At 69.5% G+C, this 26081-nt stretch carries 24 protein-coding genes; 7 read left to right on the top strand and 17 right to left on the bottom strand.

The window, feature by feature from the left end; translation table 11 throughout:
• Window positions 1-113: 113 nt before the first annotated feature.
• The 9 genes from CEQ11_RS07865 to CEQ11_RS07825 all read right to left on the bottom strand — a co-directional run bounded on the left by CEQ11_RS07865 (window position 114) and on the right by CEQ11_RS07825 (window position 11788).
• On the bottom strand, window positions 114-1616 hold the full coding sequence (locus tag CEQ11_RS07865) for an Abi family protein (protein ID WP_193763005.1): 1503 nt from the start codon (window positions 1614-1616) through the stop codon (window positions 114-116).
• 109 nt (window positions 1617-1725) lie between these two features.
• Window positions 1726-4764 (bottom strand): type I restriction endonuclease subunit R, encoded by a 3039-nt coding sequence (locus CEQ11_RS07860; protein WP_088478259.1) that lies wholly within the window; start codon window positions 4762-4764, stop codon window positions 1726-1728.
• Window positions 4761-5984 (bottom strand): restriction endonuclease subunit S, encoded by a 1224-nt coding sequence (locus CEQ11_RS07855; protein ID WP_193763004.1) that lies wholly within the window; start codon window positions 5982-5984, stop codon window positions 4761-4763. The genes CEQ11_RS07860 and CEQ11_RS07855 overlap by 4 nt, the downstream gene beginning before the upstream one ends.
• Window positions 5977-7482: a class I SAM-dependent DNA methyltransferase gene (locus CEQ11_RS07850; RefSeq protein ID WP_088478257.1), complete on the bottom strand. Its 1506-nt coding sequence runs from the start codon at window positions 7480-7482 to the stop codon at window positions 5977-5979. The genes CEQ11_RS07855 and CEQ11_RS07850 overlap by 8 nt, the downstream gene beginning before the upstream one ends.
• A gap of 78 nt (window positions 7483-7560) precedes the next feature.
• Window positions 7561-8625 carry a biotin/lipoate A/B protein ligase family protein gene (locus tag CEQ11_RS07845; protein ID WP_088478256.1) on the bottom strand — a complete coding sequence of 355 codons (1065 nt, stop codon included), beginning with the start codon at window positions 8623-8625 and terminating at the stop codon, window positions 7561-7563.
• A gap of 156 nt (window positions 8626-8781) precedes the next feature.
• Complete coding sequence (locus tag CEQ11_RS07840) at window positions 8782-9039, bottom strand: type B 50S ribosomal protein L31 (RefSeq protein WP_067190712.1); 258 nt, start codon at window positions 9037-9039, stop codon at window positions 8782-8784.
• 91 nt (window positions 9040-9130) lie between these two features.
• Window positions 9131-9970 carry an RNA methyltransferase gene (locus CEQ11_RS07835; protein WP_088478978.1) on the bottom strand — a complete coding sequence of 280 codons (840 nt, stop codon included), beginning with the start codon at window positions 9968-9970 and terminating at the stop codon, window positions 9131-9133.
• A 115-nt stretch (window positions 9971-10085) separates the two neighbouring features.
• On the bottom strand, window positions 10086-10955 hold the full coding sequence (locus CEQ11_RS07830) for a sulfite exporter TauE/SafE family protein (protein ID WP_088478255.1): 870 nt from the start codon (window positions 10953-10955) through the stop codon (window positions 10086-10088).
• Entirely contained in the window at window positions 10952-11788 is an 837-nt protein-coding gene (locus tag CEQ11_RS07825; protein ID WP_088478977.1) for an ABC transporter ATP-binding protein, read from the bottom strand. Before CEQ11_RS07825 ends, CEQ11_RS07830 begins: the two co-directional genes overlap by 4 nt.
• Window positions 11789-11874: 86 nt before the next feature.
• Here CEQ11_RS07825 and serB point away from each other — a divergent pair, with 86 nt between their 5' ends.
• Complete coding sequence (gene serB, locus CEQ11_RS07820; RefSeq protein WP_227718802.1) at window positions 11875-12801, top strand: phosphoserine phosphatase SerB; 927 nt, start codon at window positions 11875-11877, stop codon at window positions 12799-12801.
• A gap of 190 nt (window positions 12802-12991) precedes the next feature.
• On the opposite strand, the gene CEQ11_RS07815 is transcribed toward serB, so the two are convergent.
• The gene (locus CEQ11_RS07815) at window positions 12992-13783 is read right to left on the bottom strand and encodes an SDR family oxidoreductase (RefSeq protein WP_088478254.1); all 792 of its coding nucleotides are present in this window, start codon (window positions 13781-13783) and stop codon (window positions 12992-12994) included.
• 56 nt (window positions 13784-13839) lie between these two features.
• Window positions 13840-14580: a beta-ketoacyl-ACP reductase gene (locus CEQ11_RS07810; protein WP_070638314.1), complete on the bottom strand. Its 741-nt coding sequence runs from the start codon at window positions 14578-14580 to the stop codon at window positions 13840-13842.
• Window positions 14581-14788: 208 nt separating this feature from the next.
• On the opposite strand from CEQ11_RS07810, the gene CEQ11_RS12925 reads away from it, so the two are divergent.
• From CEQ11_RS12925 to CEQ11_RS07795, 3 genes are read left to right on the top strand one after another with little or no spacing between them, the layout of a single operon-like run.
• Window positions 14789-15220 carry a DUF3099 domain-containing protein gene (locus CEQ11_RS12925; RefSeq protein ID WP_067190703.1) on the top strand — a complete coding sequence of 144 codons (432 nt, stop codon included), beginning with the start codon at window positions 14789-14791 and terminating at the stop codon, window positions 15218-15220.
• Window positions 15217-15654: a hypothetical protein gene (locus CEQ11_RS13150; RefSeq protein WP_070638311.1), complete on the top strand. Its 438-nt coding sequence runs from the start codon at window positions 15217-15219 to the stop codon at window positions 15652-15654. Before CEQ11_RS12925 ends, CEQ11_RS13150 begins: the two co-directional genes overlap by 4 nt.
• Window positions 15651-16586: an SURF1 family protein gene (locus tag CEQ11_RS07795; RefSeq protein ID WP_067190701.1), complete on the top strand. Its 936-nt coding sequence runs from the start codon at window positions 15651-15653 to the stop codon at window positions 16584-16586. The genes CEQ11_RS13150 and CEQ11_RS07795 overlap by 4 nt, the downstream gene beginning before the upstream one ends.
• 73 nt (window positions 16587-16659) lie before the next feature.
• On the opposite strand, the gene CEQ11_RS07790 is transcribed toward CEQ11_RS07795, so the two are convergent.
• Complete coding sequence (locus CEQ11_RS07790) at window positions 16660-18258, bottom strand: ABC-F family ATP-binding cassette domain-containing protein (RefSeq protein WP_067190699.1); 1599 nt, start codon at window positions 18256-18258, stop codon at window positions 16660-16662.
• Between the two features lie 75 nt (window positions 18259-18333).
• Between CEQ11_RS07790 and CEQ11_RS07785 the strand changes: the two genes are divergently transcribed.
• A complete protein-coding gene (locus tag CEQ11_RS07785; protein ID WP_088478253.1) occupies window positions 18334-19317 on the top strand; it encodes a neutral zinc metallopeptidase in 984 nt (327 codons plus the stop codon).
• 140 nt (window positions 19318-19457) lie between these two features.
• Here CEQ11_RS07785 and CEQ11_RS07780 read toward each other — a convergent pair whose 3' ends face one another.
• The 5 genes from CEQ11_RS07780 to CEQ11_RS07760 are packed head-to-tail and all read right to left on the bottom strand — an operon-like array spanning window position 19458 to window position 24035.
• Window positions 19458-19778 carry a metal-sulfur cluster assembly factor gene (locus tag CEQ11_RS07780; protein WP_067190695.1) on the bottom strand — a complete coding sequence of 107 codons (321 nt, stop codon included), beginning with the start codon at window positions 19776-19778 and terminating at the stop codon, window positions 19458-19460.
• A gap of 1 nt (window position 19779) precedes the next feature.
• Entirely contained in the window at window positions 19780-20547 is a 768-nt protein-coding gene (gene sufC / locus CEQ11_RS07775) for a Fe-S cluster assembly ATPase SufC (protein ID WP_088478252.1), read from the bottom strand.
• A gap of 49 nt (window positions 20548-20596) precedes the next feature.
• Window positions 20597-21841, bottom strand: a complete 1245-nt coding sequence (sufD, locus tag CEQ11_RS07770; RefSeq protein WP_087133337.1) for a Fe-S cluster assembly protein SufD — start codon at window positions 21839-21841, stop codon at window positions 20597-20599.
• A gap of 3 nt (window positions 21842-21844) precedes the next feature.
• Complete coding sequence (sufB, locus tag CEQ11_RS07765; RefSeq protein ID WP_087133338.1) at window positions 21845-23317, bottom strand: Fe-S cluster assembly protein SufB; 1473 nt, start codon at window positions 23315-23317, stop codon at window positions 21845-21847.
• 28 nt (window positions 23318-23345) lie between these two features.
• Complete coding sequence (locus tag CEQ11_RS07760; RefSeq protein WP_067192225.1) at window positions 23346-24035, bottom strand: metalloregulator ArsR/SmtB family transcription factor; 690 nt, start codon at window positions 24033-24035, stop codon at window positions 23346-23348.
• A 246-nt stretch (window positions 24036-24281) separates the two neighbouring features.
• Between CEQ11_RS07760 and CEQ11_RS07755 the strand changes: the two genes are divergently transcribed.
• A complete protein-coding gene (locus CEQ11_RS07755) occupies window positions 24282-25244 on the top strand; it encodes an ABC transporter ATP-binding protein (protein WP_088478251.1) in 963 nt (320 codons plus the stop codon).
• Complete coding sequence (locus tag CEQ11_RS07750; protein ID WP_227718801.1) at window positions 25241-26029, top strand: ABC transporter permease; 789 nt, start codon at window positions 25241-25243, stop codon at window positions 26027-26029. The genes CEQ11_RS07755 and CEQ11_RS07750 overlap by 4 nt, the downstream gene beginning before the upstream one ends.
• Window positions 26030-26081 lie beyond the last annotated feature (52 nt).

Here is a 26081-nt window from a genome sequence, read left to right as displayed (position 1 = left end):
GGCGGCGGGCCGTCTCTGGTGCTGATCACTGCGTTGTGAGGGGAAGACACGGTGATGAGATCGACCAACGTGACCGTGTCGGCCCGTCACTCTGTGGGGCTGATGGGCGGCAGTCAGCAGCTGGAGAGCAAGGTACGCAGGACGTCGTTGGCCGTTGACCACTCTGTGAATTCTCGATCGGTCATCTCTTCCAGGAGTTCACGTGGGGATCGAAGGTCGGCGGCACTTCCTGCTGTGTCAGGGTGGGGGCGATGCCACCAGTCGATGATTCTCTCGGTCTGGCTGAGGTCGTCGTCGCCGTGCAGGAGCTCCCTTGCCCTGCGGTGCAGCTCTGCGGCAGGCGCGATGATCAGGCCGTCACGGAACTGAAACCGGGGAAAGGTCGGCGCCGTCGTCAGAGTCACGGTGAGGACCGCTCCGTAGTCCACGTACGACTTCAGCTCCGCGTGGGGAGTCTTCTTCGTCTTTCCCCCGCTGTGATCAGCAGGTGGCCAGGTTCGCGTCGTCGCCATCCACTCCTTCAATGCGGTCTTGGACCAACAATCGACACGGTCGAGGATCCGCGCCGCCCGGCCAGCAGACGTGCTCAGCTCGCAGGCGCCCATCCAGAGTGGCTGGCTCTGCCAGCCATCGGGAAACCCCATCTGATCCAGTCCCACGCCGCTCTTGGCGGCCTCTTTTTCGAGGAACGTGGTGATCTCGAGGACTCGCTTGTCCTGTGGGTCAATGGTGAGCATCAGATACCGCATGACCACGAGCACGTGGTAGAGCTTGTTGTACACCGTGCCAGGGACGAAGACAGTCTCTAGGGGACCGGCTTCTGCCGCCCATCGACCGGGCACGCTCAGTGTCCGGTCGAGCGTTCGATTCCACAGTCGGCCGTGATGGGCACAGATGTTCCTCACCAGGCGCAATGCGCTCAGCCACTTTCCCAGAGTCCCGTCGTCTTCTCGGCCGTCACCGAGCAACACCTGGAATCTCCCTGCCAAGACCTCGCGGTCCCTTCGCGGCATCAATGCGTACAGCCGCGTCAGCGTGCCGAACGACATCACCTCCGTGGCGACCCAGACGGGCAGCGACGGGCCGTACCGACGCCGGAAGTGGTCTACGAACTGCCCTCGTGCGCGGTTCTCTTCACGCAGATACTCTTCGCGCCACTCCTTGTACCTGGTCGTCGGGGTACTTTTCTCCCCACCAGGGGTGAGGCGCAGGGCATCGAGGAGCTCGGGTCGCAGATGGGCGAATCGGTCGATGGCTCCGGCGCGGTGGCCGATGTAGAACCGAAATGCGACTTCGATGGTCTCCAGGACCTTCAAGACACGTGAACGCAGGTCGTGGTCAAAGTCGTGAACTCGGACAGCATGCTCCAGGCTCGCACCGGACACGAATTCATCCCGGCGCCGCTCACGTCCATCCTCGTCATAGGACGGCTGTCCGTCGGCGCTGTCCCACTCACGCGAAGTGTGCCAGTAGCCGGAGAGCCGATAGTAGCCACAGCGCTCCAGTGCCAGGGCTGCAACGTGAGGGTCACCGCAGTCCATGCCCCGTACCCGCAGCCGCCTGATCTGGTCTGCCACGGACAGGAACGGCTTGGAGTAGGTGCTGTCGACAGTCACGTCGTCACTGTATCGAGGATGGCCTGTGGTGCGGAGATTCCGAAAAGAACAGGCCCGCGTCTCCAACGGAGATGCGGGCCTGCCTTGATGCCTCACAGTGTACATCTGATCAGTAGTGCTCGGCGATGTATTCGTAGGCGCGGTTGAAGAGCCCCTTGGTCTTGTGCAGCTGGTGCTTGTGGAGCACCTCGCGCACGTGCCGGCGGACCAAGCGGTCGCCCTCCTGGGTCGCGTACCACCCCTCGTAGGAGACCTCGCGGACGATCTCGTCGATCTGCTTCACCACGTTCTCGACCAGAAGGGGTGCGTCCTTCGGCGCATACTCCAGGAAGATCTGGGTGAGTGCACCGATGCGGGGATCGGGGAGAAGGTCGAGAGTGCCCTCGTCGTCGGCCTTCTCGACAGCTTTGAGGTCCTTGGCAAGGGTGAACGCCTCACGCAGCCACTCGATCGACTCCTGAGCGGCCTGCAGCTGCTTCTTCCGCAGGCGGTCCAGGCGCACGGAGAGCTCCACGAACTGCGGCTTCTCCGCATTGCCGTCCTTGGCCATCCGCGCCTTGAGCCGCTCGGCGATCGAGTCGATGATCTGTTCGGCGGTCTTGCCCTCGACCTCCTTTGGCTCGTCGATGAGCCCCTCCTCGAGTAGCGTCTTCACGGTGTCCGCATCCGCGACCACGACCTCGTCCGCTCGAGTGACACGGATGTCGCCCATATGGTCGTGTACCAGCTGCAGGGTCTTCACGCCGAGGCGATGCCAGAGATGGTCCTCATGCCCGGTGGACGGCTGCAACGATGCGTACACCTGGGAGACGAACCGATACTCCGCGCGGTGAGGGCGCAGGTCGTGATGGGGCCAGAGGGACTCCCAGATACCCTCGAGCATCGCGTAGTCCACCGCGAAGGCCTGCTGCTCTGCGACACCTGGCATGCGGGCCTGTGCGTCCATCAGGGTCTGGGGACCCTGCTGGTTGACGTCAATGCCGCTGAAGCGGGCGAGCGTCGCCTCCAGCTGGGACTCGAAGGTCCCCACGAGTCCGTCGACCTCGATCTCCGGCGCGGCCTTGTCCGGGTCGGCGGGAGCCATGGCGCGTGCGAATCCGGCGCCCAGGCCCACGTAGTCCACGATGATGCCGTAGCGCTTATCCGCGCCGGTCTCCGGGTTTCGCCACGTGCGGTTGGCGCGGGTGATCGTCTGGAAGAGGGTGTGCTCCTTCAACGGCTTGTCCAGGTACATCACGCCCTCGATGGGCGCGTTGAATCCGGTTCCGAGTTTGGACGTGCAGACCAGGAACTTCAGCGGGTCACCGTAGGCTCGGAAGCGCTTGAGCAGGGCAGCCTCTTCGGCATCGGTGAGGTTGTACTTCTGCCAGGAGGGGTCTTCGCCCTTGGCGGTGCCCACCGTCATCACGACGGCGACTTCGTCCCGCTGCGGGGCGTCCGCGTGCTCGTCGCCGGCAGCCAGCTGCGCTTCGTACCGGGCCTGCAGCAGCCGGTCGATCTCCTCGACGTAGGCCACGCAGGCGGCCCGGTCGATCACCACGACCTGGGCCTTCATGCCCAGCGGGTCCACGGTGTCGTAGAAGTGGTCCACCATGTCCGCGCAGACCTTCTTCACCCGCTCGGGGTTCAGGAAGAACGTGGTCGCTCGTGAGGCCCGGCGTGCGAGTCGGTCCTGCTCGGCGTCGTCCAGGTTTTCGTCCTGGGCCATTACGGCGAAGGCCTCGTCCAGGGCTTCCTTGTCCAGGTTGAAGTCCACCTGACGCGGCGAGACGTGGATCGGCACTGTCATGCCGTCCCGGATCGCCTCGTCCGTGCCGTAGGTATGCAGGGCGCTGCCCGGGTCGGAGTCGTCCCCGAAGGTCTTGAACGTATTGCGGTCCATGTTGGCGATCGGCGTGCCGGTGAACGCGAACAGGTTCGCGTTCGGCAGCGAGGCGCGCATGGTCTGCCCCAGGTCACCCTCCTGGGTCCGGTGGGCTTCGTCGACCATGACCACGATGTTCTCCCGGGTGGACAACACACCGGCACCCTTGAACTTGTGAACGGTGGTGAAGATCAGGCCGCGGCGATCATCCTTCAGCAGCCGGCGCAGTTCGGCCGCCGAGTCCGGCACCAGGAGACGCGGCATGGAGGTCGTACGGAACTGGTCCCAGAGCTGGCTGACGAGCTGGACGCGATCGGCGACCAGCACGATGGTCGGATTCTCCAGTTCCGGATCTCGCAGCAGCTTGCCGGCCGCGAACACCATCGCCAGCGTCTTGCCCGAGCCCTGCGTGTGGTAGATCAGCCCCTTCTTGCGGTCCGGGTCTTTCACCCGGTCCACAATCAGGTTCACGGCCTCGAACTGCGTGTAGCGGGCCAGCAGCTTGTGCACGGATGAGACGCCGTCGTCCGCCTGCGCGTTCTCAAACGTGGTGAGGTCGGCCAGGTAGTCCAGCACGTTGGCGGGCGTCAGCTGAGAGGTGGCGGCCGAGATCACGGTCTGCAGGTTGGGGGTCTCCTTCAGCCCGCCCCAGGCATGCCAATGCTGCACGGGGGTTCCGACGCCCGCGTAGCGGTATTCCTTACCCTCGGTGGCGAAGCAGAGAACGTTGGAGACGAAGAACGGAGCCCACCCGGCCTGGTAGACATCTGTCAGCTCCGTGGCGCCCTTCACCCAGGAAACCTTGCGGTTGACGGGAGTCTTCAGCTCCCCCACCACCAGCGGGAAGCCATTTACCCAGAGGACGATGTCAAAGCGGCTGATCTTTCCCGGTGTTCCATAGCGGACCTCGTCGGAAACGATGTAGGTGTTGTTGGCCGGGTTCTCGAAGTCGATCAGGGTTACCGGCACGGAACCCTTGGTGCCGACGTACTCGTGGGTGATCTCACCTTTGAGCCAGTCCGCGAACGCACGGTTTGCCTCGACCAGTCCCGTGTCCTGCGCCGTCAACGGAAGCAAGTGCAGCTTCTGAGTAATCTCGTGGACCCTGCTTGGGTCCTCAGCGATCGCCGGGTTCAGGCGCTCAAGAGCACGCTCCACCTCGCTGGGGATGAAGTAGTTCTCGTCGGCGCGGGGCAGGTCCTCGCCCTCGACGTGGGCCCAGCCGATACCGGCGAGGGCATCGACGAGGGGGCGCTGGACGCTGAGGATCTCGCCCAAGCTCATGAGGTGGCCTCCCTGATGTCGTCGTAGGACTCGGGGATCTCGTGCTCACCGGACAGTAGGGCCATGAGCAGGTTGGCACGGAGGTCGCGGAGGCCGTCGATGTGGCGGTTGAGGTTGGTCCGCACGTCGAGGGCGGCATCGAGCAGCCCAGCGGTCTCCTCCTGCTCAGTGAGCGTGGGCAGGTCTACGCCCTGCTGCAGGTAGGCCTTAGTCTGCAGGTTGCGGATGTTGGTCGAGGCCTTCTGGTGGATGACGCTGCCGCCACGGCGGTGGTTGGCCCAGAGCAGCCAGTAGGCGTAGCGCGCGTTGATCTGCGCGGGCTCCGGGCGGACAATCTGCATGAAGTTGGTCCCGATGGACGGGGCCTGCAGGTCGTGCTTGTGGAACTGGACCACGCGACCCACCGGACGGGTGGGGGTGCCGCCGGACTTCTCCACGAGGATGTCACCCGGCTCCAGCGCACGGGTGCTGTGCTCGCGATGGGTGATCGACCGGACGGCGGGCTCCTTGTGGACAACGTCGCCCCAGTCGCTGAACTCGGTGCTGCGGAAGGCTACGACATCGATATCCCCCTCGCCCTTGGACTGGCCCCAGACGCCACCGATGGAGCGGCTGAACGCGTCGGAGAGGGGCGTCTTGCCGGTGCCGAGGGCGGGCAGGACCTGGTAGCTCAGCTGCTCGATCTGGGCTTCAGAGGCGGATCGGGCCGCGACGGCGGCCTCGAGGGTGTCGTCGAGGGAGGCCATGAGGTCTACGATTCTGTGCTGCTTCTCGATGGGGGGCAGCAACAGCTCAACGGCGTCCAAGGACGTCTTGTTCAGGGTCTTCCCCTTCACGGCCTGTCCACCGAGCCTGTCCCAGTTCACGTTCTCCAGAGCCAGGGCGAGGAAGTCCTGAAGCACCGTCGCATTGGGGCGGATCCAGGCGATCGCCTCGTTCGGGTAGACCTCCCGGTCGGTGATGACCACCTTGCCGATCGTGAGCTTGAAGCTCAGCAGGAGGGACCCTGCAGGCACACGCTTGGCCTGACCGTCCGCGATGGCCTGTTCCGTCACGCCTTCACGCCCAGCGGTGACGTGGCGATGCGACATGTCGGCGATCGTGAAGAACGGATACGTTGTGTCGGCGGTCCAGTAGTTCGCGATCTTCCTCGAAGGGGTCCGGCCTACAACACGCGTTGCGACCTGCCCCAAGGTGGTCTCGACCCAACCTTCACGCACCGAAACCAGCCGCCTTCAGCCTCTCGTCGAGGCGTGCCTCCGCCTGGCGAACGGCTTCACTAGCGGAGTAGTACGTGGTCATCGCAGCGGCTACATCGACGTCAGCTGCAGCCGCTGTCTCGATGTAGTGCCCGATGTTCAGGTCGTAGTCGTTCTCCTTGATCTCATCCACGTCCACGAGGCGCAGGTGCAGGCCACCCTCACCGTCGATGTCCTGGCCGTCGGTGTAGGCCTTGAAGATCGCCTCGACGTCGGTGCCGGCCAGGCTGTTCTGCTTCTTGCCGGGCTTGAACTTCGCCGAGGCGTCGATGAACAGCACCTTGTCCTGGCGCTCGGCAGGCTTGGTCTTGCGGAACACGAGGATGCAGACCGGGATGTTGGTCGAGTAGAACAGGTTGTTCGGCAGGCCGATGACGGCCTCCAGGTAGTCCTTGTTCTCCAGCAGGCACTTGCGGATCGCGGCCTCCTTGCCGCCACGGAAGAGCACGCCGTGGGGCATGACCACGCCGACACGGCCCGTGTCCTGCTTCATCGAGGCGATCATGTGCTCGATCCAGGCGAAGTCGCCGTTCTTGGCCGGGGGCACCCCGCAGAAGGCGCGGCCATACGGGTCCGTGGCCCACTGGTCCTCGCCCCAGTTCTGGAGGCTGAACGGCGGGTTGGCGATGACCACGTCGAACGTGTCCAGCTTGCCGTTGGTGACGAAGCGCGGCTCGCGGAACGTGTCACCGCGCTTGATCGCGAAGTCCTTGAGCCCGTGGAGGTACAGGTTCATCTTGGCGATGGCCGAGGTGGTCAGGTTGATCTCCTGGCCGTGCAGGCGGAGGGTGCGCGGATCGCCACCGGCCTTCTCCACGGCGTTCATGGTCTCCACGAGCATGCCGCCGGAGCCGCAGGCGGGATCGACGACGGTCTCACTGGGCTGCGGGTCGAGGATCTTGACCAGCAGGTGGACCACATGCCGCGGGGTGAAGAACTCGCCGGCCTTCTTGCCCGAGGCCTCGGCGAATTCTCGCAGCAGGTACTCGTAGGCGCGCCCGAGCATGTCGCCCTCGACGTGGTCCGGGTCCAGCTTGACCTCGTGGAAGGTGTCCAGCAGGTTCACCAGGGCGGTCTCCGGCAGACGATCCTTGTTCGCCCAGTTCACGTCGCCGAACACACCGACCAGGTCCGGGTTAGCCTGCTCGATCTTCTGAAGTGCGGCGTTGAGCATGACGCCCACGTTCACGACCTGGTTGCGCACGTCGGCCCAGTGGCAGCCGTCGGGGACGGTGAACGGCTGGTAGTCGGCCTCGATCTCGTCAGTGAGGTCGTCGCCCCACACTTCGAGTGCGTGGGCGTGCCAGTGGTCCCAGGTGTCGGAGATCCACTTGAAGAACATGACCGGGAAGACGTAGCCCTTGAAGTCCCCCGGATCTACCGGACCACGCAGTGCGTTCGCTGCGGACCACAGCGTGGATTCGAGCTTGGACTGCGAGAGCTTCGAGGTCTGTGTCATACCGCCAAAACTAGCAATCCCTCACCCGGTGGCTCGGCGCAACACGTGGGGCCTTGCGGCGTGCCCGTAGCGCGCCGGTCAAGGCACGCGCTGAAGCCACGTCTGGGTGAGGAACTTCTCCTCGGCCAGGGCCTGGGCACGGTCCAGGGTCTCCTGGTCCAGCTCCACCCGCTTCGCACCGTAGCGCTCCTCGAAGACCTGCATCATGACCTCCCAGATCTCCGGGCGGGTCATGTTGCCGGTCTGCCGGCGCAGAGGGTCCACGCGCTTCTTCGCGGAGGCGACGCCCTTGCCCTTGAGCTTCTCGCGGCCGATGCGCAGCACCTGGGTCATCTTGTCCGCGTCGATGTCGTAGCTCATGGTCACGTGGTGCAGCAGGCCGTGGGTGCCGACCTTCTTCTGGGCGGCACCGCCGATCTTGCCCTGCGGCGTGGCGATGTCGTTCAGCGGCTGGTAGAACGCCTCCACGCCCACACGGGAGAGGGCCTCCATGGTCCAGTCGTCCAGGAACGGGTAGGACTCCTCGGTGCTCATGCCGTCCACCAGGGAGCGCGGCAGGGACAGCGAGTAGGTGACGCAGTTGTCCGCCTCCATGAACATCGCCCCGCCGCCGGAGATGCGGCGCATCACGTGGATGTCATGGGCGGCGGCCCCCTCGGCGTCGACCTCGTTGGCCAGGGACTGGAAGGCACCGATCACCACGGCCGGCTCGGTCCACTGCCACAGGCGCATCAACGGCTTGCGGCGTCCGGCGGCCACATCCTCGGTGAGGATCTGGTCCAGGGCCACGTGCTGGTGGATCGGCAGCGGCGTGGGGGCGATGACCTCCCACTCGTGGTCCTCCCAGGCCGTGGCCCGGCCGAGTGCGCGGCGTACGGCGGTGGCCACGGCGTCGGCGTCGAAGCCGAAGAGCTGGGCACCCGGGCGGATCGCCGCCTGCACCCGCTGGGCGATCACGGCGTGCCCGGTGTCCTCGGCGAGACCGACGAGCGCACCGTTGATGTCCTCCAGCGCCTCGTCCGGCTCGAGGAAGAAGTCGCCGTTGAGGCTCGCGGCGGTGACGGCGCCGCCCGCCACGGTGAGGTCGACGCGCACGAGCTTGCCGCCGAGGACCTTGTACTGGCCGTGATGCTGGGTGCTCATGCCTCGAGCCTATCGCTCGAGCGCCGCCGTCCCACGCGGGGACGGCACGGGCCCGGTGACCCGCGTTTCAGCCCGGACACGGCGAAGGGCCCGGCCCCCGGTTCCACGGGAGACGGACCCTTCGCGGATCGGACCAGCGGCTCAGGCCGCCTCAGATCACTTCTTGCCGCCGAAGCCCTTGAAGCGGGCGTTGAAGCGCTCGACGCGGCCGGCGGTGTCCATGATGCGCTGCTTGCCGGTGTAGAACGGGTGCGAGGCGGCGGAGATCTCGACGTCGATCACCGGGTAGGTGTTGCCGTCCTCCCACTCCATGGTCTTGTCGGAGTCGGCGGTGGTGCGGGTCAGCACCTTCTCGCCGGAGGCCAGATCGTTGAAGATCACGTAGCGGTACTCGGGGTGCAGGTCAGCCTTCATGGAAAGTCCTTCGTTCAGTGCCCCTGGTTTTGGCCAGGGCGCTCGAGAGGTCACATCTGTCAGCCGTACATCGCGCACGGCCACCGCACCACTATACCGGACGACAGCGCAGTTCCCACAGTGCCACCGCGGCCGCGGCGCCGACATTGAGCGAGTCCACGCCGGCAGGCATCGGGATCTTCACGTGGACGTCGCACAGGGCAAGGGTCTCGGCTCGCACGCCTGGCCCCTCGGCACCCACCACCAGCGCCAGCCGCTCGGCGTACCGCAGTGGCTCGAGCACGGGGTCCTCCAGTGCCACGGCCTGATCCGTCACCTCGAGTGCGACGACGACGAAGCCCGTCCGCCGCAGCGCCTCCAGTCCGTCCGTGGCCGGCGCCCGGTGCGGCTTCCCCACCTGCCCGGCCGGCATCCCGTGGTGGCCGGCCCCCGGCCACGCCAGCGCTCGCGCCCAGGGCAGCCGGAACACCGTGCCCATGGACACCCGGATCGCGCGGCGGTACAGCGGGTCGGCGGCTCGTGGCGAGAGCAGCAGCCCGTCCCAGCCCAGGGCCACGGCGGAGCGGACGATCGCCCCGAGGTTGGTCGGGTCGGTGAGGTCCTCGGCCACCAGCACCCGGCGGGCGCCGGCCAGCACCTCGTCCACCGGACGCGGCGCCGGCCGTTCCATCGCCGCCAGCGCACCGCGGTGCAGGTGGAACCCGGTCAGCTGACTGAGCAGCTCGTCGTCCCCGGTGAACACCGGCGCCTCCGGGAACGTCTCGAACGCGTCGGCCAGCTGCTCGGCCGCCGTCTCCAGGTACCGCTGCGGCAGCAGGAAGGACACCGGCCGGCAGCCGGCGTCCAGGGCCCGGCGCACCACGGGCGTGGACTCTGCCAGGAACACGCCGTGCTCGGCATCGGCGGCGCGGCGCAGCGCCGCATCGGTCATGCAGACGTAGGGGGCGAGCTCGGGCGAGTCCAGGTCTCGGCGGGAGAGGAGCACGCGGAGGCGGCCGTCGTCGGGACGCGGTGCGGCGGTGCCGGCGGAGGCGACCACGTCCGGCTCAGCCCTGGACGAGGCGCAGGAGCATCACGGCCAGACCCACCAGACCGACGGCCACGATCACGCCGCGCAGCAGCGTCGGGGAGATCCTGCGGCCGATCCTCGCGCCCACGGAGCCGCCGACCAGTGAGGAGGCGGCGATCAGCAGCACGGCCACCCAGTCGATGCGGTCGAAGGCGAAGAGCAGGTAGAACACGGCGGCCACGAGGTTCACGCACAGGGACAGCCACGTCTTCACCGCGTTGGCGTGCACCAGCAGACCGGTGAGGAAGACACCGAGGATGCCCATCAGCAGCACCCCCTGGGCCGCCACGAAGTAGCCGCCGTAGACCCCGGCGCCGAACACCAGGGCCCAGAGCAGGGGGGACACGGGGCCGCGGGGGACGTCGTCGGCCTGGTCGACGGGTCCGGCAAAGGCACCCACCGGCTGTCCCTCCCCCTGCTCGGCGGCCCTGCGGGCCTTCACCCAGCGGTTCAGGCGCGGCTGGAAGACCACGAAGCCCAGGGCCACCACGATCAGACACGGTGCGGCGATCTCGAAGACCCGTTCCGGCAGCACGGTCAGCAGGAAGGCGCCGATGACGCCGCCCAGCAGGGACGCGACCGTCAGCACGGGCACGACGGCCATCGACTGCTTCAGCTCCCGCCGGTATCCGACGGTGCCGGAGAAGCCGGCGGCCACCAGGCCCATGGCGTTGGAGATCTGAGCGGTGACCGGTGGGAAGCCGACGGCCACCAGCACCGGGAAGGTGACCAGCGTGCCGGAGCCGACGATCGAGTTGATGGTGCCGGCCCAGAACCCGGCGAGCAGCACCACCATCACCTGCCAGAGCTCCAGCCCCAGCACGTCCGCGGTCAGCAACTCCATCAGGCGGCGACGGCCGCGTACCGGCCCTTGTGCTGGGAGACCTTCAGCGGCATGCCGAAGGCGGCGGAGAGGTGCTCTTCGGTGAGGGTCTGCTCGATGGGACCGGCCGTGACCACCTGGCCGTCGCGCAGCAGCAGGGCGTGGGTGAAGCCCGGCGGCACCTCCTCGAGGTGGTGCGTGACCAGCACGAGGGCCGGGGCGAACTCGTCCTCGGCCACCTCGGTCAGCTGGGCCACGAGCTTCTCGCGTCCAGCCAGGTCCAGCCCGGCGGCCGGCTCGTCCAGGAGCATCAGCTCCGGGTCGGTCATCAGGGCGCGGGCGATCAGCACGCGCTTGCGCTCACCCTCGGACAGGGTACCGAAGCGGCGGTGGGCCAGGCGGGACAGGCCCCACTGGGTGATCAGGGCCAGGGCGCGTCCCTCGTCCTCGACCTCGTACTCCTCTCGCCACCGGCCGGTCACGCCGTAGGAGGCGGTCACCACGGCGTCCTGGACCTTCTCCCCGTCCGGCACCTGCTGGGCCAGCTGAGCCGACGACAGGCCGATGCGCGGACGCAGCTCGAACACGTCCACCGCGCCGAGCACCCCGTCCAGGATGCCGACGTCGCCGGTGGTCGGGTGCATGCGGGCGGCGGCGACCTGCAGCAGCGTCGACTTGCCGGCCCCGTTCGGGCCCATCACGATCCAGCGCTCGCCCTCGCGGACCGTCCAGTCCACGTCCTCGATGAGGGCCTTCGTCCCGCGGCGCACGGTCACCCCGCGCAGCTGCAGAACGGCGTCGCTGTCCGGGGCGAAGAGGTCGTCGTGGAAGTGGGCGTCCGAGGCGGAGGTGCTCATGCGGACCACTGTAGTGGCCTCCACCATGCGGACCCGGTCACGACGCACGGGACCGCCTGGCCTGCGATCCGCCTACCATCGGCCGTATGAGCCAGGTCCGTGATGTGGTCTACCGTCCCCTTCCCGACGACGGCGCCCTCCCCTCCGGAGCGTCCGTGGCCGGGTCCCTCGGCGCGCCCGAGCAGGCTGCGCCGGGCACGATGCCGGGCGTGGAACCCGACCGTCCCGCCGGCGTGCCCGAGCACGCCGAGCACCTGACGGCCGCAGCCGACGGCGGCACGGCCGTGGAGGGCTGGCGCTGGCTGTCCGACAACTGGGCCGCGGCCGCCGAGGCCCCCGAGGGCTGGCATGCCGTCCGCGTCCCCGCGGACGTGGTGGATGCCCCGATGCCCTTCGTAGTCACGGACGTGGACTCCACCCTGATCCAGGACGAGGTCGTCGAGCTGCTCGCCGCCCACGCCGGGCGCGAGGCCGAGGTCGCCGAGGTGACCGAGCGCGCCATGCGCGGCGAGCTCGACTTCGCGCAGTCCCTGCACGCGCGTGTGGAGGCCCTCGGTGGACTGCCGGTGGCGGTGATCGAGGAGGTCGTCGCCCGGGTGCGCCCGACCCCGGGTGCCCGGGACCTGATCGCCGCCGTGACCGCCGCGGGCGGTCGGATCTATGCCGTCTCGGGAGGCTTCACCCAGGTCCTGGCTCCCCTGGCCGCCGCGTGGGGACTGTCCGGGTTCTGCGCCAATGAGCTCGAGATCGCCGACGGCCACCTCACCGGCCGGGTGGCCGGCTCCGTGGTGGACCGCGCCGTGAAGGAGCAGATGCTGCGGCAGTGGGCCGCCGAGGCCGAGATGCCGCTGCTCGGGGCCCTCGGCTGCGGCGACGGAGCCAACGACATCGACCTGCTCACCGCCTCCGGGTGCGGCGTGGCCCTGTGCGGCAAGCCCGCCCTGCGCGAGGTCGCCGACGCCTGCGTGGACGTGCCCCACCTGGCCGTCGTGCGCTGGATGCTCGGGCTCTGAGCGGCGCCGGTCCTCCACCTCCCCGCTTACTGGTGAGGACACACCGTCAACCGACCTGAAACGTGAGGTGCAGAGGGTGAGTCCTCACCAGTAAGCGCGCGGATGAGGCAGCTCAGCTCAGCGCCCGGATGAGGCAGCCGAGCTCAGCGCCCGGATGAGGCAGCTCAGCTACGCGCCCGTGTGAGGCAGCTCAGCCCTGCTGGTCGCCCTGGAAGTCGCGGGCGCCGCCCACGAGCTCGGTGTGGCCGGCCGGAAGGTCGGTGCGGCCGACCATGGCGGCGACCTCGGCGGCGAACTCCTCCACGGTGTAGAGCTTGCCGGCGGCCTCGCGGCGGGCCTCGATGGCCCCCGGCTCGGCACGGTTGAGCAGGGTGGCGGTGATGGTGCCCTCGATCATGTCACCGGAGACCACCACGAAGCCGATGCCCTTCTGCGTGAACGCGGGGATGCGCTCACGCAGGGCGTCCTCGCCGGCGCGCTTGGAGCGGGCCACCGGCTCGTAGGAGTCCATGGTGGGCACGTCGTTGATGAAGTGCGCCTGGTGGGAGGTGACGAAGACGATCTGGCCGCCGGCGGACATCCGCTCGACGGCGGCGTCGGCCAACGCGGCCTGGGCGTCCCGGTTGAGCTTCATGGCGTAGTCCTCGCCGAACTGGGACTCCATGCCGCCGGAGGCGTTGAGCACCAGCACGTCCAGCGAGCCGAAGGTCGACACCGCGGCGTCCAGCAGCGCGGCGCGGTCCTCGGCGGAGGTGACGTCCCCTCCCACGGCCACGGCCCGGCCGCCGGCCTCCTCGATGGACGTGACCACCTTGTTCGCGCGCGGAGCCTTCTGGCGGTAGTTGACGACGACGCCGGCGCCGCGGGCGGCCAGCAGCCGGGCGGTCTCCGCGCCGATGCCGCGGGACGAGCCGGTGACGACGACGCCCTTGCCGGCCAGGTCCTTCTCGCCGGAGGCGGCGGTGGTGGTGTTCTCGGTCATGTTCCCTCCTGGGACGTGGTCTGGGCTGGTGGGTCTGCTCGGAGCGGGGCGCGGGCTCAGTGGCCCATGCCGAGGCCGCCGTCCACGGGGATGACGGCGCCGGAGATGTAGGCGGCCTGGTCCGAGGTGAGCCAGGTGACGACGTCGGCGACCTCGGACGGCTGGGCGAAGCGGCCGGCCGGGATGGACTTCTTGTACTGCTTCTTCAGGTCCTCGTCCAGACCCTGGGTCATCTCGGTGTCGATGTAGCCGGGGGCCACCACGTTGGCCGTGATGCCGCGCGCGCCGAGCTCACGGGTGATGGACCGGGCCATGCCGACCAGGCCGGACTTCGAGGCGGCGTAGTTCACCTGACCGGGCGAGCCGAGCAGGCCCACCACGGAGGAGACCAGGACGATGCGGCCGCGCTTCAGGCGCATCATGCCCTTGGTGGCGCGCTGCACCACGCGGAAGGAGCCGGTGAGGTTGGTGTCCACTACGGAGGTGAAGTCGTCCTCGGACATGCGCAGCAGCAGCTGGTCGTTGGTGATGCCGGCATTGGCCACGAGCACCTCGACCGGGCCGTGGGCCTGCTCGACCTGCGTGAACGCTGCGTCGACCGAGGCGGAGTCGGTGACGTCGCAGGCGACGGCCAGGGCGCCGGCGGGCCCCTCGCCGTTGCGGGAGGTGATGGCCACCGTGTCCCCGTTGGCCAGGAACGCCTCGGCGATCGCCCGGCCGATGCCGCGGTTGCCGCCGGTGACCAGGACGCTGCGGCCCGTGGTCTGCCCCTCGGTGGTGGTCTTCTCTGCGGCCATGCTCGGGTCCTCCTGCATCCTGGGCCGGCCCGTGACCGGCACGTTCGGTGACGTCGTCGTTCACTGCGCGGCGGGCGCCGGACGGCCCGGGGCCGTGCGGAGGCGTCCGTCACGCAGACGTACGGGTCCACTCTACGTGGCGCCCGGCGTGAGACAATGGACGCCTGTCCGAGCCCGATTCGTCTGCACCGACCTGAGGGAGGCTGTCATGGCTGCGTCCGCTGCCGAGGCCTGCGGTCCCGCCGCGATCCAGTCCGTCACCACCGCGCCGCAGGCCAGCTCCGCGGACCGGGAGCAGCGCATGCGGAAGTACCTGATCCAGATGATCATCCGCACCGGCTGCTTCATCGGCGCCTTCTTCGCCGACGGCTGGCTGCAGATCGTGCTGTTCGCAGCCGCCGCCGTCCTGCCCTACGTGGCCGTGGTGGGCAGCAACAACGCCCGGCCCTACTCCCCCGGCACCATGCAGGCTCCGGCCACGCAGGCGACCGCCCTCGCCGCCGAGCCGTCCGAGCCCACCGCGCCGAGTACGGCTCAGGACGTGGTGGTCGGCGAGGTCGTCGAAGACACCCCCGCCCTGCCCGCCGGCTCCTGGCACCGTCCGGAGGACTCCGCCCAGACGAAGGGCCCGGCGGCATGACCGGCGGCTTCGATCTGCTGGGCTCGCTCATGTCCGGGTCCTCCCCGGACGAGGCCGCCCGGGACACGACGACGGCCGCGCACCCGGGTGCCCCCGGCTCCTCCTCCCGTGGCCGGGACGCCGGCGCGGCCGGCTCCGCTGACGGCGCCGACGGCGCCCCGCTGCCCTGCTCCGCCCGCGGCTGCTCCGCGGAGGCCGCGTTCGGCCTGCGCTGGAACAACCCGCGCATCCACACGCCCGAGCGGCGCAAGACGTGGCTGGCTTGCCCCGTCCACCGCGAGCACCTGACCGCCTTCCTGTCCGACCGCGGCTTCCTGCGCGAGACCGTGGACGTGGCCGAGCTGCCCGGCCTGGACTGCCCCGCCGACGCTGCGGCGGGGCGCGCGAGCACCGCGGACCGGACCCCGAGCACCCGAGGAGGGGACGCTGAGTGACCGCCCCCGGCACCGGCGCGGCGCACCGCCAGAGCCCCGACGCGCCGCAGTACGGCGCGCAGCAGCGCACCAAGCTGGACTTCCGCTTCCTGCTGACCGCCCCGTGGATCTTCGGGTTCGTGGTATGCATCCTCTTCGCCTTCGCCTGCCACCACCTGGCGCAGTGGCAGATCGACCGCCGCATCCAGGTGATGAACCAGATCAACCGGGTGCTGGAGAACTACGACGACGCCCCGGTCCCCTTCGCCGACGCCCCTGTGGCCGACTTCCAGGCCGACGACGAGTGGACCCCGGTCACCCTCTCCGGCGAGTACCTCGTCGAGGACACCCTCGTGGTCCGGAACCGGCCACGGGCCGGCCGCCCCGGCTACGAGGTGCTGGTGCCGTTCAAGACCGAGGAGGGGGCCGTCGTCGTGGTGGACCGCGGCTGGCTGCCGATCGGCAACTCCCCCGGCCGCCCGGACAGCATCCCCGCGCCCGCCGAGGGACAGCAGGAGATCGAGGTGCGGCTGCGCCCCGGCGAGCCCACCCTGGACCGTGACGCCCCGGAGGGCCAGGTGGCCTCCATCGACCTGCGGCAGATCGGCCGCGTGACCGGCCTGGAGGTCGCGGACCGCGCCTACGGGGAGATGGTGTCCGAGTCCAACGACCCGGGCGAGCGACCCCGGCCGCTGGTCCAGCCGACCCTGGACGAGGGGCCACACCTGTCCTACGCCCTGCAGTGGTACCTGTTCGCACTCATGGGCTTCGGCGTCTGGGGCTACATGGCCTACACCCGCGCCCGCAACGACAGGGACGACCTCGAGGACGCCGCCGAGGCCGGTGACGACGCCGTCATCCCCGCCAAGCACCACCCGCGCCGGCAGCGCGTGAAGCGCCGCCGCTCCGGGCGGATCACGGACGAGGAGGCCGAGGACGCGCTCTTCGACTGAAGGCCCGCCCACCGGGTACGACCGGCGTCACCGGTCGGCGGGCCCGATCAGGCCGGAGCGTCCCCGATGCCGATCAGGCCAACGTGATGAGGTCCCGGTACTCGTCGTTCCACAGGTCCTCCACGGCGTCCGGCAGCAGCACGACCCGCTCGGGGTCCAGTGCCTCCACGGCGCCCTCGTCGTGGGTCACCAGGACGATGGCGCCCTCATAGGTGCGCAGGGCGTTGAGGATCTCCTCGCGGGAGGCCGGATCCAGGTTGTTCGTCGGCTCGTCCAGGAGCAGCACGTTGGCCGAGGACGCCACGAGGGTGGCCAGGGCCAGCCGGGTCTTCTCGCCGCCGGAGAGCACACGGGCTGGCTTGTCCACGTCGTCGCCCTGGAAGAGGAACGAGCCCAGCAGCGTCCGGGCCTGGGTGTCCCCCAGCTGCGGGGCGGCGTGACGCATGTTGTCCAGCACGGTCGCCTCCTGGTCCAGGGTGTCGTGCTCCTGGGCGAAGTAGCCCAGCTTGAGTCCGTGACCCTCCACGACGCGCCCGGAGTCCGGTGCCTCCACCCCGGCCAGCAGACGCAGCAGCGTGGTCTTGCCGGCGCCGTTGTAGCCGAGGATCACCACGCGGGAGCCGCGGTCGATGGCCAGGTCCACTCCGGTGAAGATCTCCAGCGATCCGTAGGACTTGGACAGCGCCTGTGCGGTGAGCGGGGTCTTGCCGCAGGCCTGGGGGGTCGGGAAGCGGATGGCCGCCACCTTGTCCTGCGCACGCTCGCCCTCCACACCGCGCATCAGGCGCTCGGCACGCCGGATCATCTGCTGGGCGGCGACGGCCTTGGTGGCCTTCGCCCGCATCTTCTCCGCCTGCGCCATCAGCGCGGTGGCCTTCTTCTCCGCGTTCGCGAACTCCCTGCGGCGGCGCGCCTCGTCCTGCTGTCGCTGGGCGAGGTAGTTCTTCCACGTCATGTTGTACACGTCCATGGTCTGACGGTTCGCATCCAGGTAGAGCACCTTGTTGACCGTCATCTCCATCAGCTCCACGTCGTGGCTGATCATCAGCAGCCCGCCCTCGAAGGTCTTCAGGTAGTCCCGCAGCCAGACGATCGAGTCGTGGTCCAGGTGGTTGGTCGGCTCGTCCAGCAGCATCGTGTCCGCGTCCGAGAAGAGGATCCGGGCCAGTTCCACGCGGCGGCGCTGGCCGCCGGAGAGAGTGTGCAGCGGCTGGTCCAGCACGCGGTCCGGCAGTCCCAGGTTGGAGGTGATGCGGGCCGCCTCGGACTCGGCCGCGTAGCCGCCGCGGGCGGAGAACTCGGCCTCGAGCCGGGCGTAGCGGGCCATGGCGCGGTCCCGGTCGGCGTCTGCGGCGGCGGCCATCTGCTGCTCGGCCTCGCGCATCCGGCGCAGGGTCTGGTCCAGCTCGCGGGCGGAGAGGATCCGGTCCCGGCCGGACTGGTCCATGTCGTCGACCTTGGGGTCCTGCGGCAGGTAGCCGATGCGGCCCGAGCGGGTCACGGTGCCGTCGGTGGGCTCGGCACGGCCGGCGAGCACCTTCGTCAGGGTCGTCTTGCCCGCGCCGTTGCGGCCGACCAGTCCGACCTTGTCGCCCTTCGCCACCCGGAAGGTGACCTCGTCCATCAGCAGGCGGGCACCGACGCGAAGCTCCAGGTCAGTCACGGTCAGCATGGGGTCTCGGACACTCGTTTCGTCTCGGAGGGCAGGACACAGGCCGGGCCAGTCTAGTGCGTCTACACTCACCGCATGAGCTTCAACGACAATGTCCAGCTGGACCCGGGACGCGCCCGGGACAGCCGTGGACGTTCCGGCGGCCGGGGCGCGGTCCTCGGCGGCGGACGGGTCGGCGGCCGGGGCATCGCCCTCGGCGGCGGCGCGGGCCTGCTCGCCGTGCTGATCTACTTCATCGCCCCCGGATTCGCCGAGCAGGTCGGCATCAACCCGGACGGCACCATCGGCGGCGGCTCCTCCCAGCAGCGCGAGATCGGCGAGAGCCAGAACTCCGGCCCGGGGGAGCAGATCGACTCGTGCCGCACCGGCGCGGACGCCAACGAGCGCTCCGACTGCCGTGTCCTGGCCACCACGATCGCCGCGGACACCTTCTGGGAGGAGCATCTGTCCCAGTACCGCGACGTCTCCTTCCGGGAGCCGGGCGTGGAGCTGTTCTCCGGAGGCGTGAACACCGCGTGCGGCTCCGCCTCCTCCGCGATGGGCCCGTTCTACTGCCCCGGCGACGAGTCGATGTACTTCGACACCGACTTCTTCTCCACCCTGCAGACCGACTTCGGCGCCGAGGGCGGCCCGCTGGCCGAGCAGTACATCGTGGCCCACGAGTACGCCCACCACATCCAGCAGGTCATCGGCTGGCTGCGCTACTCCCAGGACGGCCGCACCGGCCCGGACTCGGGCATCGTGCGCGTCGAGCTGCAGGCCGACTGCATGGCCGGCATGTGGGCCGGCTCCGCCGCGCACACCGTGGACCCAGAGTCCGGGGAGACCTTCCTCAAGCCGATCTCCGACGAGCAGCTGCGCCAGGCCCTGGACGCCGCCGCCAGCGTCGGCGACGACCGCATCCAGCAGGCCTCCACCGGCCAGGTCCGCCCCGAGGCCTTCACCCACGGCACCTCGGAGCAGCGCCAGCGCTGGTTCATGCGCGGCTACGAGTCCGGCCGGTCGAACCCGGACATCAACCAGTGCGACACCCTCTCCATCCCGGCAGACCAGCTCTGAGCCGGCCCTGACGGGCCCCGGACGACGACGGCCCGACACCTGCCGCCGCCACGGGACCGAGGTCGCTGTGCCCGCCCGACGACGAGACGGCCCCTCGCCTTCGGCTGGAAGGCGAGGGGCCGTCGTCGTGACGCGGTCACTCAGATGTTGAAGCCCAGGGCGCGCATCTGGTCCTTGCCGTCCTCGGTGATCCGCTCCGGACCCCACGGCGGCATCCAGACCCAGTTCAGGCGCCACTCGTCCACCATCGTGCCGATCGCCCGGGAGACCTGGTCCTCGATCTCGTCGGTGAGCGGGCACGCCGCGGTGGTCAGTGTCATGTCCACGATCAGGGCGCCGTCGTCCGCATAGTGGAGGCCGTACAGCAGACCGAGGTCCACCACGTTCACGCCCAGCTCCGGGTCGATGACGTCCTTGATCGCCTCGCGCACGTCCTCGACGGGGGTACGGTCAGCAGTCATGTCAGGCCCCCGCGGCCACGGCCTGCTCGAAGCGGGCGTAGCCCTCGGCCTCGAGCTGGTCGGCGAGCTCCGGGCCGCCCGACTCCACTACACGGCCGTCGACCATCACGTGCACGTGGTCGGGCTTGATGTAGTTGAGGATGCGGGTGTAGTGGGTGATGAGCAGGGTGCCCATCTCGTTCGCGGCCTGGGCGCGGTTCACGCCCTCGGACACGATGCGCAGGGCGTCCACGTCGAGGCCGGAGTCGGTCTCGTCGAGGACGGCGAACTTCGGCTTGAACAGCTCGAGCTGCAGGATCTCGGCGCGCTTCTTCTCGCCGCCGGAGAAGCCCTCGTTCACGTTGCGGTTCATGAAGGCCGGGTCGATCTGCAGGGCCTCGAAGGCACCCTTGACGTCCTTGGTCCAGTGGCGCAGCGACGGGGCCTCGCCGTCCAGGGCGGTCTTGGCGGTGCGCAGGAAGTTCGTCATGGTGACGCCCGGGATCTCGACCGGGTACTGCATGGCCAGGAACAGGCCGGCCTGGGCGCGCTCGTCGACCTCCATCTCCAGGACGTCCTCGCCGTCCAGCGTGATGGAGCCCGAGGTGACCTCGTAGCGCGGGTGGCCGGCGATGGTGGCGGCGAGGGTGGACTTGCCCGAACCGTTCGGGCCCATGATGGCGTGGGTCTCGCCGGTGTTCAGGGTGAGGGTCAGGCCCTTGAGGATCTCCTTGGGGCCGTTCTCGGTCTCGATCTGGACGTGGAGGTCCTTGATCTCCAGGGTTGCCATGTGTGTGTACTCCTGATTCTGAAGAAAGTGTGTGGTGGGGAGGGCGGCCTCAGAGCGAGGCGATCTTGAGCTCGGCCTCCATGACGTCCGTGAGCTCCTGCTCCACGTCTGCCACGCCGACCTTCTGGATGATCTCGTTCAGGAAGCCGCGCACGATGAGCTTGCGGGCCTCGTCCTCGCCGATGCCGCGGGCCATGAGGTAGAACAGCTGCGTCTCGTCGAAGCGGCCGGTGGCGGAGGCGTGGCCGGCGCCCTCGATGACGCCGGTTTCGATCTCCAGGTTCGGCACCGAGTCGGCGCGGGCGCCGTCGGTCAGCAGCAGGTTCTGGTTCTTCTCATAGGTGTCCGTGCCCTCGGCCTCGGCTCGGATCAGCACGTCGCCGACCCACACGGTGTGGGCGTCCTGGCCCTGCAACGCTCCCTTGTAGAGCACGTTGGAGACGCAGTTCGGACGGTTGTGGTCCACGAACAGACGCTGCTCGAGGTGCTGGCCGGCGTCCGCGTAGTAGAGGCCGTAGAGCTCGGCCTCGCCGCGCTCGTCGGCGAAACGGGCGGTCGGGGTCAGGCGCACCAGGTCGCCGCCGTAGGTCACCGCGACGTGCTTGAAGTGCGCGCCGGTGTCCACCGAGGCCTGCTGGGAGGACACGTGCACGGAGCCGGCGTCCCAGGCCTGGATGGAGGTGACGTTCAGTGCCGCATCGCGGGCCAGCTCGAACTCGACGTTCTGGGCCAGCACGGCGGAGCCCTTGTGGGTGATCACCACGTCGGCACGGCGGTTCGCCTCCACGACCACCTTGAGGTGGGAGGCGGCGGCCTCGGTGCCGGTGCCGACCACGTCGATGCGCACCGGGGCGGAGACCTCACCGGAGACGGTCACGACGGTGGCCTCGGAGAACGAGTTCCACGCGGCGGCGGAGACCCGGTCCTCCGGGGTGTGGACGGTGCCCAGACGGGAGTCGTCGCGGGAGACGGTCTCCACGCGGACGCCCTCCAGCTCGGAGACGGTCACGGACGGGGCGGCACCGGTGAGGCGGCCCTCATCGCCGTCCGGCAGGTGCAGGCCCTGCAGGCGCTTGAGCGGGGTGAAGCGCCAGTCCTCCTCGCGGCCGGTGAGCACCGGGAAGGCGGAGAGCTCGCGGGACACCGGGCGGGAGCCGCGGGAGTCCACACCCTGGGTGGCACGACGGGCCGGGGCGGCCGTGGCCTGGGTGACGGTGAGCTTCTCGCCCTCCTCGCCCATGCCCGGGATCAGCGGCGACTCGGCGCCGAGGGTGGTGTTGTCGGTCGTGGTCATGGCTCAGCCCACCGATCCTTCCATCTGCAGCTCGATCAGCTTGTTCAGCTCGAGGGCGTACTCCATGGGCAGTTCGCGCGCGATCGGCTCGATGAAGCCGCGCACGATCATCGCCATGGCCTCGTCCTCGGAGAGGCCGCGGCTCATCAGGTAGAAGAGCTGCTCCTCGGAGACGCGGGAGACGGTGGCCTCGTGGCCGAGGGTGACGTCGTCCTCGCGGATGTCGATGTACGGGTACGTGTCCGAGCGGGAGATCGTGTCCACCAGCAGGGCGTCGCAGACCACCGAGTTGGCGGAGCTCGTCGCCCCCTCGTTGACCTGGACGAGGCCGCGGTAGGCCGCGCGGCCGCCGTTGCGGGCCACGGACTTGGACACGATGGCGCTGGAGGTGTGCGGGGCCATGTGGACCATCTTGGAACCGGTGTCCTGGTGCTGGTCCTTGCCGGCGAAGGCGACCGAGAGGGTCTCGCCGGTGGCGTGCTCGCCCGTGAGGTACACGGCCGGATACTTCATGGTCACCTTGGAGCCGATGTTGCCGTCGATCCACTCCATGGTGCCGCCGGCCTCGACGACGGCACGCTTGGTCACCAGGTTGTACACGTTGGTGGACCAGTTCTGGATGGTGGTGTAGCGGACGCGGGCGTTCTTCTTCACCACGATCTCCACGACCGCCGAGTGCAGCGAGTCGGAGTTGTAGATCGGCGCGGTGCAGCCCTCGATGTAGTGCACGTACGAGTCCTCGTCGGCGATGATCAGGGTGCGCTCGAACTGGCCCATGTTCTCCGTGTTGATGCGGAAGTAGGCCTGCAGCGGAATCTCCACGTGGACGCCCTTGGGGACGTACACGAAGGAGCCGCCGGACCACACGGCGGTGTTCAGGGAGGCGAACTTGTTGTCGCCCACCGGGATCACGGAGCCGAAGAACTCCTCGAAGATCTCCGGGTGCTCCTTCAGGCCGGTGTCCGTGTCCAGGAAGATGACGCCCTGCTCCTCCAGGTCCTCACGGATCTGGTGGTAGACGACCTCGGACTCGTACTGGGCGGCGACGCCGGCGACCAGGCGGTCGCGCTCGGCCTCCGGGATGCCCAGGCGCTCGTAGGTGTTGCGGATGTCCTCCGGCAGGTCCTCCCAGGTCTTCGCCTGGCCTTCGGTGGACCGCACGAAGTACTTGATCTGGTCGAAGTCGATGCCGCTCAGGTCCGGGCCCCAGGCGGGCATCGGCTTGCGGTCGAAGTACTTCAGGCCCTTGAGGCGGGTCTTGAGCATCCACTCCGGCTCGTCCTTCTTGCCGGAGATGTCGCGCACGACCTCCTCGTTCAGGCCGCGACGGGCGGCCTCGCCCGCGGCGTCGGCGTCGTGCCAGCCGTACTGGTACGCGCCGATGGCGTTCAGCTCGGGGTTCTTCTCGAGGACCTCTTGGATCACACCGGGATCGGTGGTCTCCGAGACGTCCTTCTGGAGGATCTGATCGGTCATCTCAGCCTCTCCTCGTCTTCTTCTCGGGTCAGTCGTGGGCGGGGGCGGTCAGGTGGCGGCCGGTGGGCACGTGCGTGGTGCACACGTGGCCGCCGGTCGCGAGGGTGGACAGGCGCCGGACGTCCACGTCGAGCAGGCGCGCGAACAGCGCGGTCTCCTCGTCGCAGAACTCCGGGAACCGGGTGGGCAGGCCCTGCAGGGGACAGTGTCCCTGGCAGACCTGTGCGGCGCGCAGGGTGGGTGCCATGCCCTCGCCCACATGGCGCAGCGAGCTGGCGTAGCCGAGCCCGTCCAGCACCCGGGTCAGGATCTCGGTGCGCTCACCCAGGTCCGGGTCCCGGTCCCCGACGGCGGCGAGGAAGCGCTCCTCGACGTCAGCGAAGGACCGGCGGGCCACGGCACGCAGCTCCTCTTCCCCGCCGAGCTCAGCCAGACGCGCGAGGGCGTCGGTGGCGACGGCGAGATGGGCGTCCGCCAGCCTGGTCTGGGCCCGCTCGGTGACGACGTAGCGCCGCGAGGGACGCCCGGCGCCCCGGGAGGGCTTGACCAGCTTGACCTCGACCAGGCCCTCGGTCTCGAGGGCGTCGAGGTGGCGTCGGACCGCGGCGGCGGTCAGCTCGAGCTCACGCCCGATCTCGGCCGCACTGACCGGTCCGCGGGTGAGCACGAGCTGCAGGACACGCTCACGCGTGCCTTCCGCGGGAAACGGTCCCGGCATGGGGGCAGACTCGTCCGAATACACAAGTCCATAGTGGCCTATTCGACGGGGGTCGCCCAAGTAAGGAGCGCCTATCCCCTCGGCGGGGCGGTGTGGCGGCCCGTGGCAGGGTCGACCGGACGGCGGCGGGGAGTGAGCGCGCCAGTCGGCGGTGAGTGAGCGCGCCGGTCGGCGGGGCCTTCGTGAGACCTGCCACACCAGCGGCCCACACCCGCCCGCGCGGGAGGGTGAACGTAGACTGGGTGGGTGCCCTCTGTCGCCCTGACCTCGGACGTCCCCTCAGCCGAGCCCGCCCTGCGCCTGCACGACGTGCAGCGCACGCTGGGCCGCGGCCGGCGTCGGACCGCTGTGCTCCACGGCGTCGACCTCACCGCGCGCCGAGGCACGGTCACCGTGCTGCTGGGACCCAACGGTGCCGGCAAGTCGACCATCCTGGCGATCTGCCACGGCACCGACCGGCCCGACGGCGGCACCGTCCGGGTCTTCGGCCGTGACCCCTGGCGGGCGGGAGCCGACCTGCGCGCACGGGTGGGCGTGATGTGGCAGGACGGCGGGCTGCCGCCGTCGCTGTCCGCGCGACGGTTCGTGGAGCATGTCGGCAGGCTCCACCGGGACCCGATCCCGGCCCGCGACCTCTTCGAGCGCCTCGACCTCACCTCCTGTGCCGACCGCGGCATCCGCCGCCTCTCCGGCGGCCAACGCCAGCGTGTGGCCCTCGCCGCCGCCCTGATCGGCCGGCCGGATCTGCTGTTTCTGGACGAGCCCACCGCCGGCCTCGACCCGCAGACCCGTCCGCTCGTGCTGGACGTGGTGCGCGAGCAGACCGAGCGCGGTGCCGCCGTCGTGCTCACCACCCACCTGCTGGACGATGCCGAACGCCTGGCCGACGACGTCGCCATCCTCGCCGACGGCCGGATCGTCCGCCGCGGCACGCTCGCGGAGCTCACCCGCATCGGCGCCGGTGACGTGGTGGACGTGGACTTCGGCGACGCGGACCCGCGCACCGTGGCCGCCTGGGCCGAGGACCCGCACGCCGCGGTCCAGGTGCGCCTGGGGCAGGACGGGACCACCGCCCGGGTGGTTGGTGTGGACTCCCCCGCCGCCATGGCCGCCGTGGCCGCCGGATGGGCCAGTCACGACCTGTTCCCGCGCCGCTGGGACCGCGCCTCCCAGCGCCTGGAGGCCGTCCTCGAGGAGGTCAGCCGATGAGCGCCCCCGCCCGTGACCGCCTCAGGCACGACGACGGTCCCGTCGCCTTCTCGTCGACGGCCGCCCCCGCCTCGCTGCCGGCCCGCATCCTCGCCCAGGCACGCCTGGAGGCCGGGACGGCGCTGCGCAACGGCGAGCAGCTCCTGGTCACGCTCGTGCTGCCGCTGCTGGCCCTGCTCGGCGTCCACGTCACCGGCCTGCTGGACACCCCGGGGCGCAGCGGCGTGGACGTCGCCGCCCCGGGTGTGCTGGCGCTGGCCGTCATGAGCTCGGCCTTCACCTCGACGGCGATCGCCACCGGCTTCGAGCGCCGCTACGACGTGCTCGCCGCCCTGGCCACCACCCCGCTGGGCACCGCCGGGCTCGTGCTCGGCAAGGCGCTGGCCGTGCTGGCCCAGCTGGCGGTGCAGGTCGTCGTGATCGGCGGCGTGGCGCTGGCCCTCGGCTGGTCGCCCGCACTGTCCGGCGTCCTCCCCGGCCTGGTGACCGTCGGCACGGGCGCCGTGGCGTTCACCGCACTGGCCCTGCTCCTGGCGGGAACGGCACGCCCCGAGGCGACCCTGGCCGCGGCGAACCTGCTCTGGGTGCTCTTCGGCGCCCTCGGCGGCACCGTCTTCCCGCCGCGCTGGGACTGGATCGGGCTGCTGCCCTCCGGCGCCCTCGGCCAGGGTCTGCGCACGGCGTTCCTCGACGGCGCCTGGGACCTCGGCGCCCTGGCCGTCCTGATCCTCTGGTCCGCGGCCGGCGTGCTGCTGTGCCTAAGACTCTTCCGCTGGCGCCCCTGACGACGGCGCCCCCAACGAACAGACCACCGCGGCGTGCACGAGCGCCGCACCC

Origin of the sequence: Micrococcus sp. FDAARGOS_333, from assembly GCF_002206575.2 — a bacterium.
Classification (GTDB): domain Bacteria; phylum Actinomycetota; class Actinomycetes; order Actinomycetales; family Micrococcaceae; genus Micrococcus; species Micrococcus lylae.
Note: the sequence above shows the minus strand (reverse complement) of the source record. Positions and strands in the feature narration are given on the sequence as shown.

Bases quoted from the DNA above. Each gene is read 5' to 3' on its own strand.
- CEQ11_RS13150 (WP_070638311.1), top strand. From the start codon at position 15,217: ATGACCGGCGGCTTCGATCTGCTGGGCTCGCTCATGTCCGGGTCCTCC.
- CEQ11_RS07810 (WP_070638314.1), bottom strand. From the start codon at position 14,580: ATGGCCGCAGAGAAGACCACCACCGAGGGGCAGACCACGGGCCGCAGC.
- CEQ11_RS07835 (WP_088478978.1), bottom strand. From the start codon at position 9,970: ATGACCGATGCGGCGCTGCGCCGCGCCGCCGATGCCGAGCACGGCGTG.
- CEQ11_RS07760 (WP_067192225.1), bottom strand. From the start codon at position 24,035: ATGCCGGGACCGTTTCCCGCGGAAGGCACGCGTGAGCGTGTCCTGCAG.
- sufD (WP_087133337.1), bottom strand. From the start codon at position 21,841: ATGACCACGACCGACAACACCACCCTCGGCGCCGAGTCGCCGCTGATC.
- CEQ11_RS07825 (WP_088478977.1), bottom strand. From the start codon at position 11,788: ATGAGCACCTCCGCCTCGGACGCCCACTTCCACGACGACCTCTTCGCC.
- CEQ11_RS07845 (WP_088478256.1), bottom strand. From the start codon at position 8,625: ATGAGCACCCAGCATCACGGCCAGTACAAGGTCCTCGGCGGCAAGCTC.
- CEQ11_RS07750 (WP_227718801.1), top strand. From the start codon at position 25,241: ATGAGCGCCCCCGCCCGTGACCGCCTCAGGCACGACGACGGTCCCGTC.
- CEQ11_RS07815 (WP_088478254.1), bottom strand. From the start codon at position 13,783: ATGACCGAGAACACCACCACCGCCGCCTCCGGCGAGAAGGACCTGGCC.
- sufB (WP_087133338.1), bottom strand. From the start codon at position 23,317: ATGACCGATCAGATCCTCCAGAAGGACGTCTCGGAGACCACCGATCCC.
- CEQ11_RS12925 (WP_067190703.1), top strand. From the start codon at position 14,789: ATGGCTGCGTCCGCTGCCGAGGCCTGCGGTCCCGCCGCGATCCAGTCC.
- sufC (WP_088478252.1), bottom strand. From the start codon at position 20,547: ATGGCAACCCTGGAGATCAAGGACCTCCACGTCCAGATCGAGACCGAG.
- CEQ11_RS07850 (WP_088478257.1), bottom strand. From the start codon at position 7,482: ATGACACAGACCTCGAAGCTCTCGCAGTCCAAGCTCGAATCCACGCTG.
- CEQ11_RS07860 (WP_088478259.1), bottom strand. From the start codon at position 4,764: ATGAGCTTGGGCGAGATCCTCAGCGTCCAGCGCCCCCTCGTCGATGCC.
- serB (WP_227718802.1), top strand. From the start codon at position 11,875: ATGAGCCAGGTCCGTGATGTGGTCTACCGTCCCCTTCCCGACGACGGC.
- CEQ11_RS07785 (WP_088478253.1), top strand. From the start codon at position 18,334: ATGAGCTTCAACGACAATGTCCAGCTGGACCCGGGACGCGCCCGGGAC.
- CEQ11_RS07840 (WP_067190712.1), bottom strand. From the start codon at position 9,039: ATGAAGGCTGACCTGCACCCCGAGTACCGCTACGTGATCTTCAACGAT.
- CEQ11_RS07780 (WP_067190695.1), bottom strand. From the start codon at position 19,778: ATGACTGCTGACCGTACCCCCGTCGAGGACGTGCGCGAGGCGATCAAG.
- CEQ11_RS07790 (WP_067190699.1), bottom strand. From the start codon at position 18,258: ATGCTGACCGTGACTGACCTGGAGCTTCGCGTCGGTGCCCGCCTGCTG.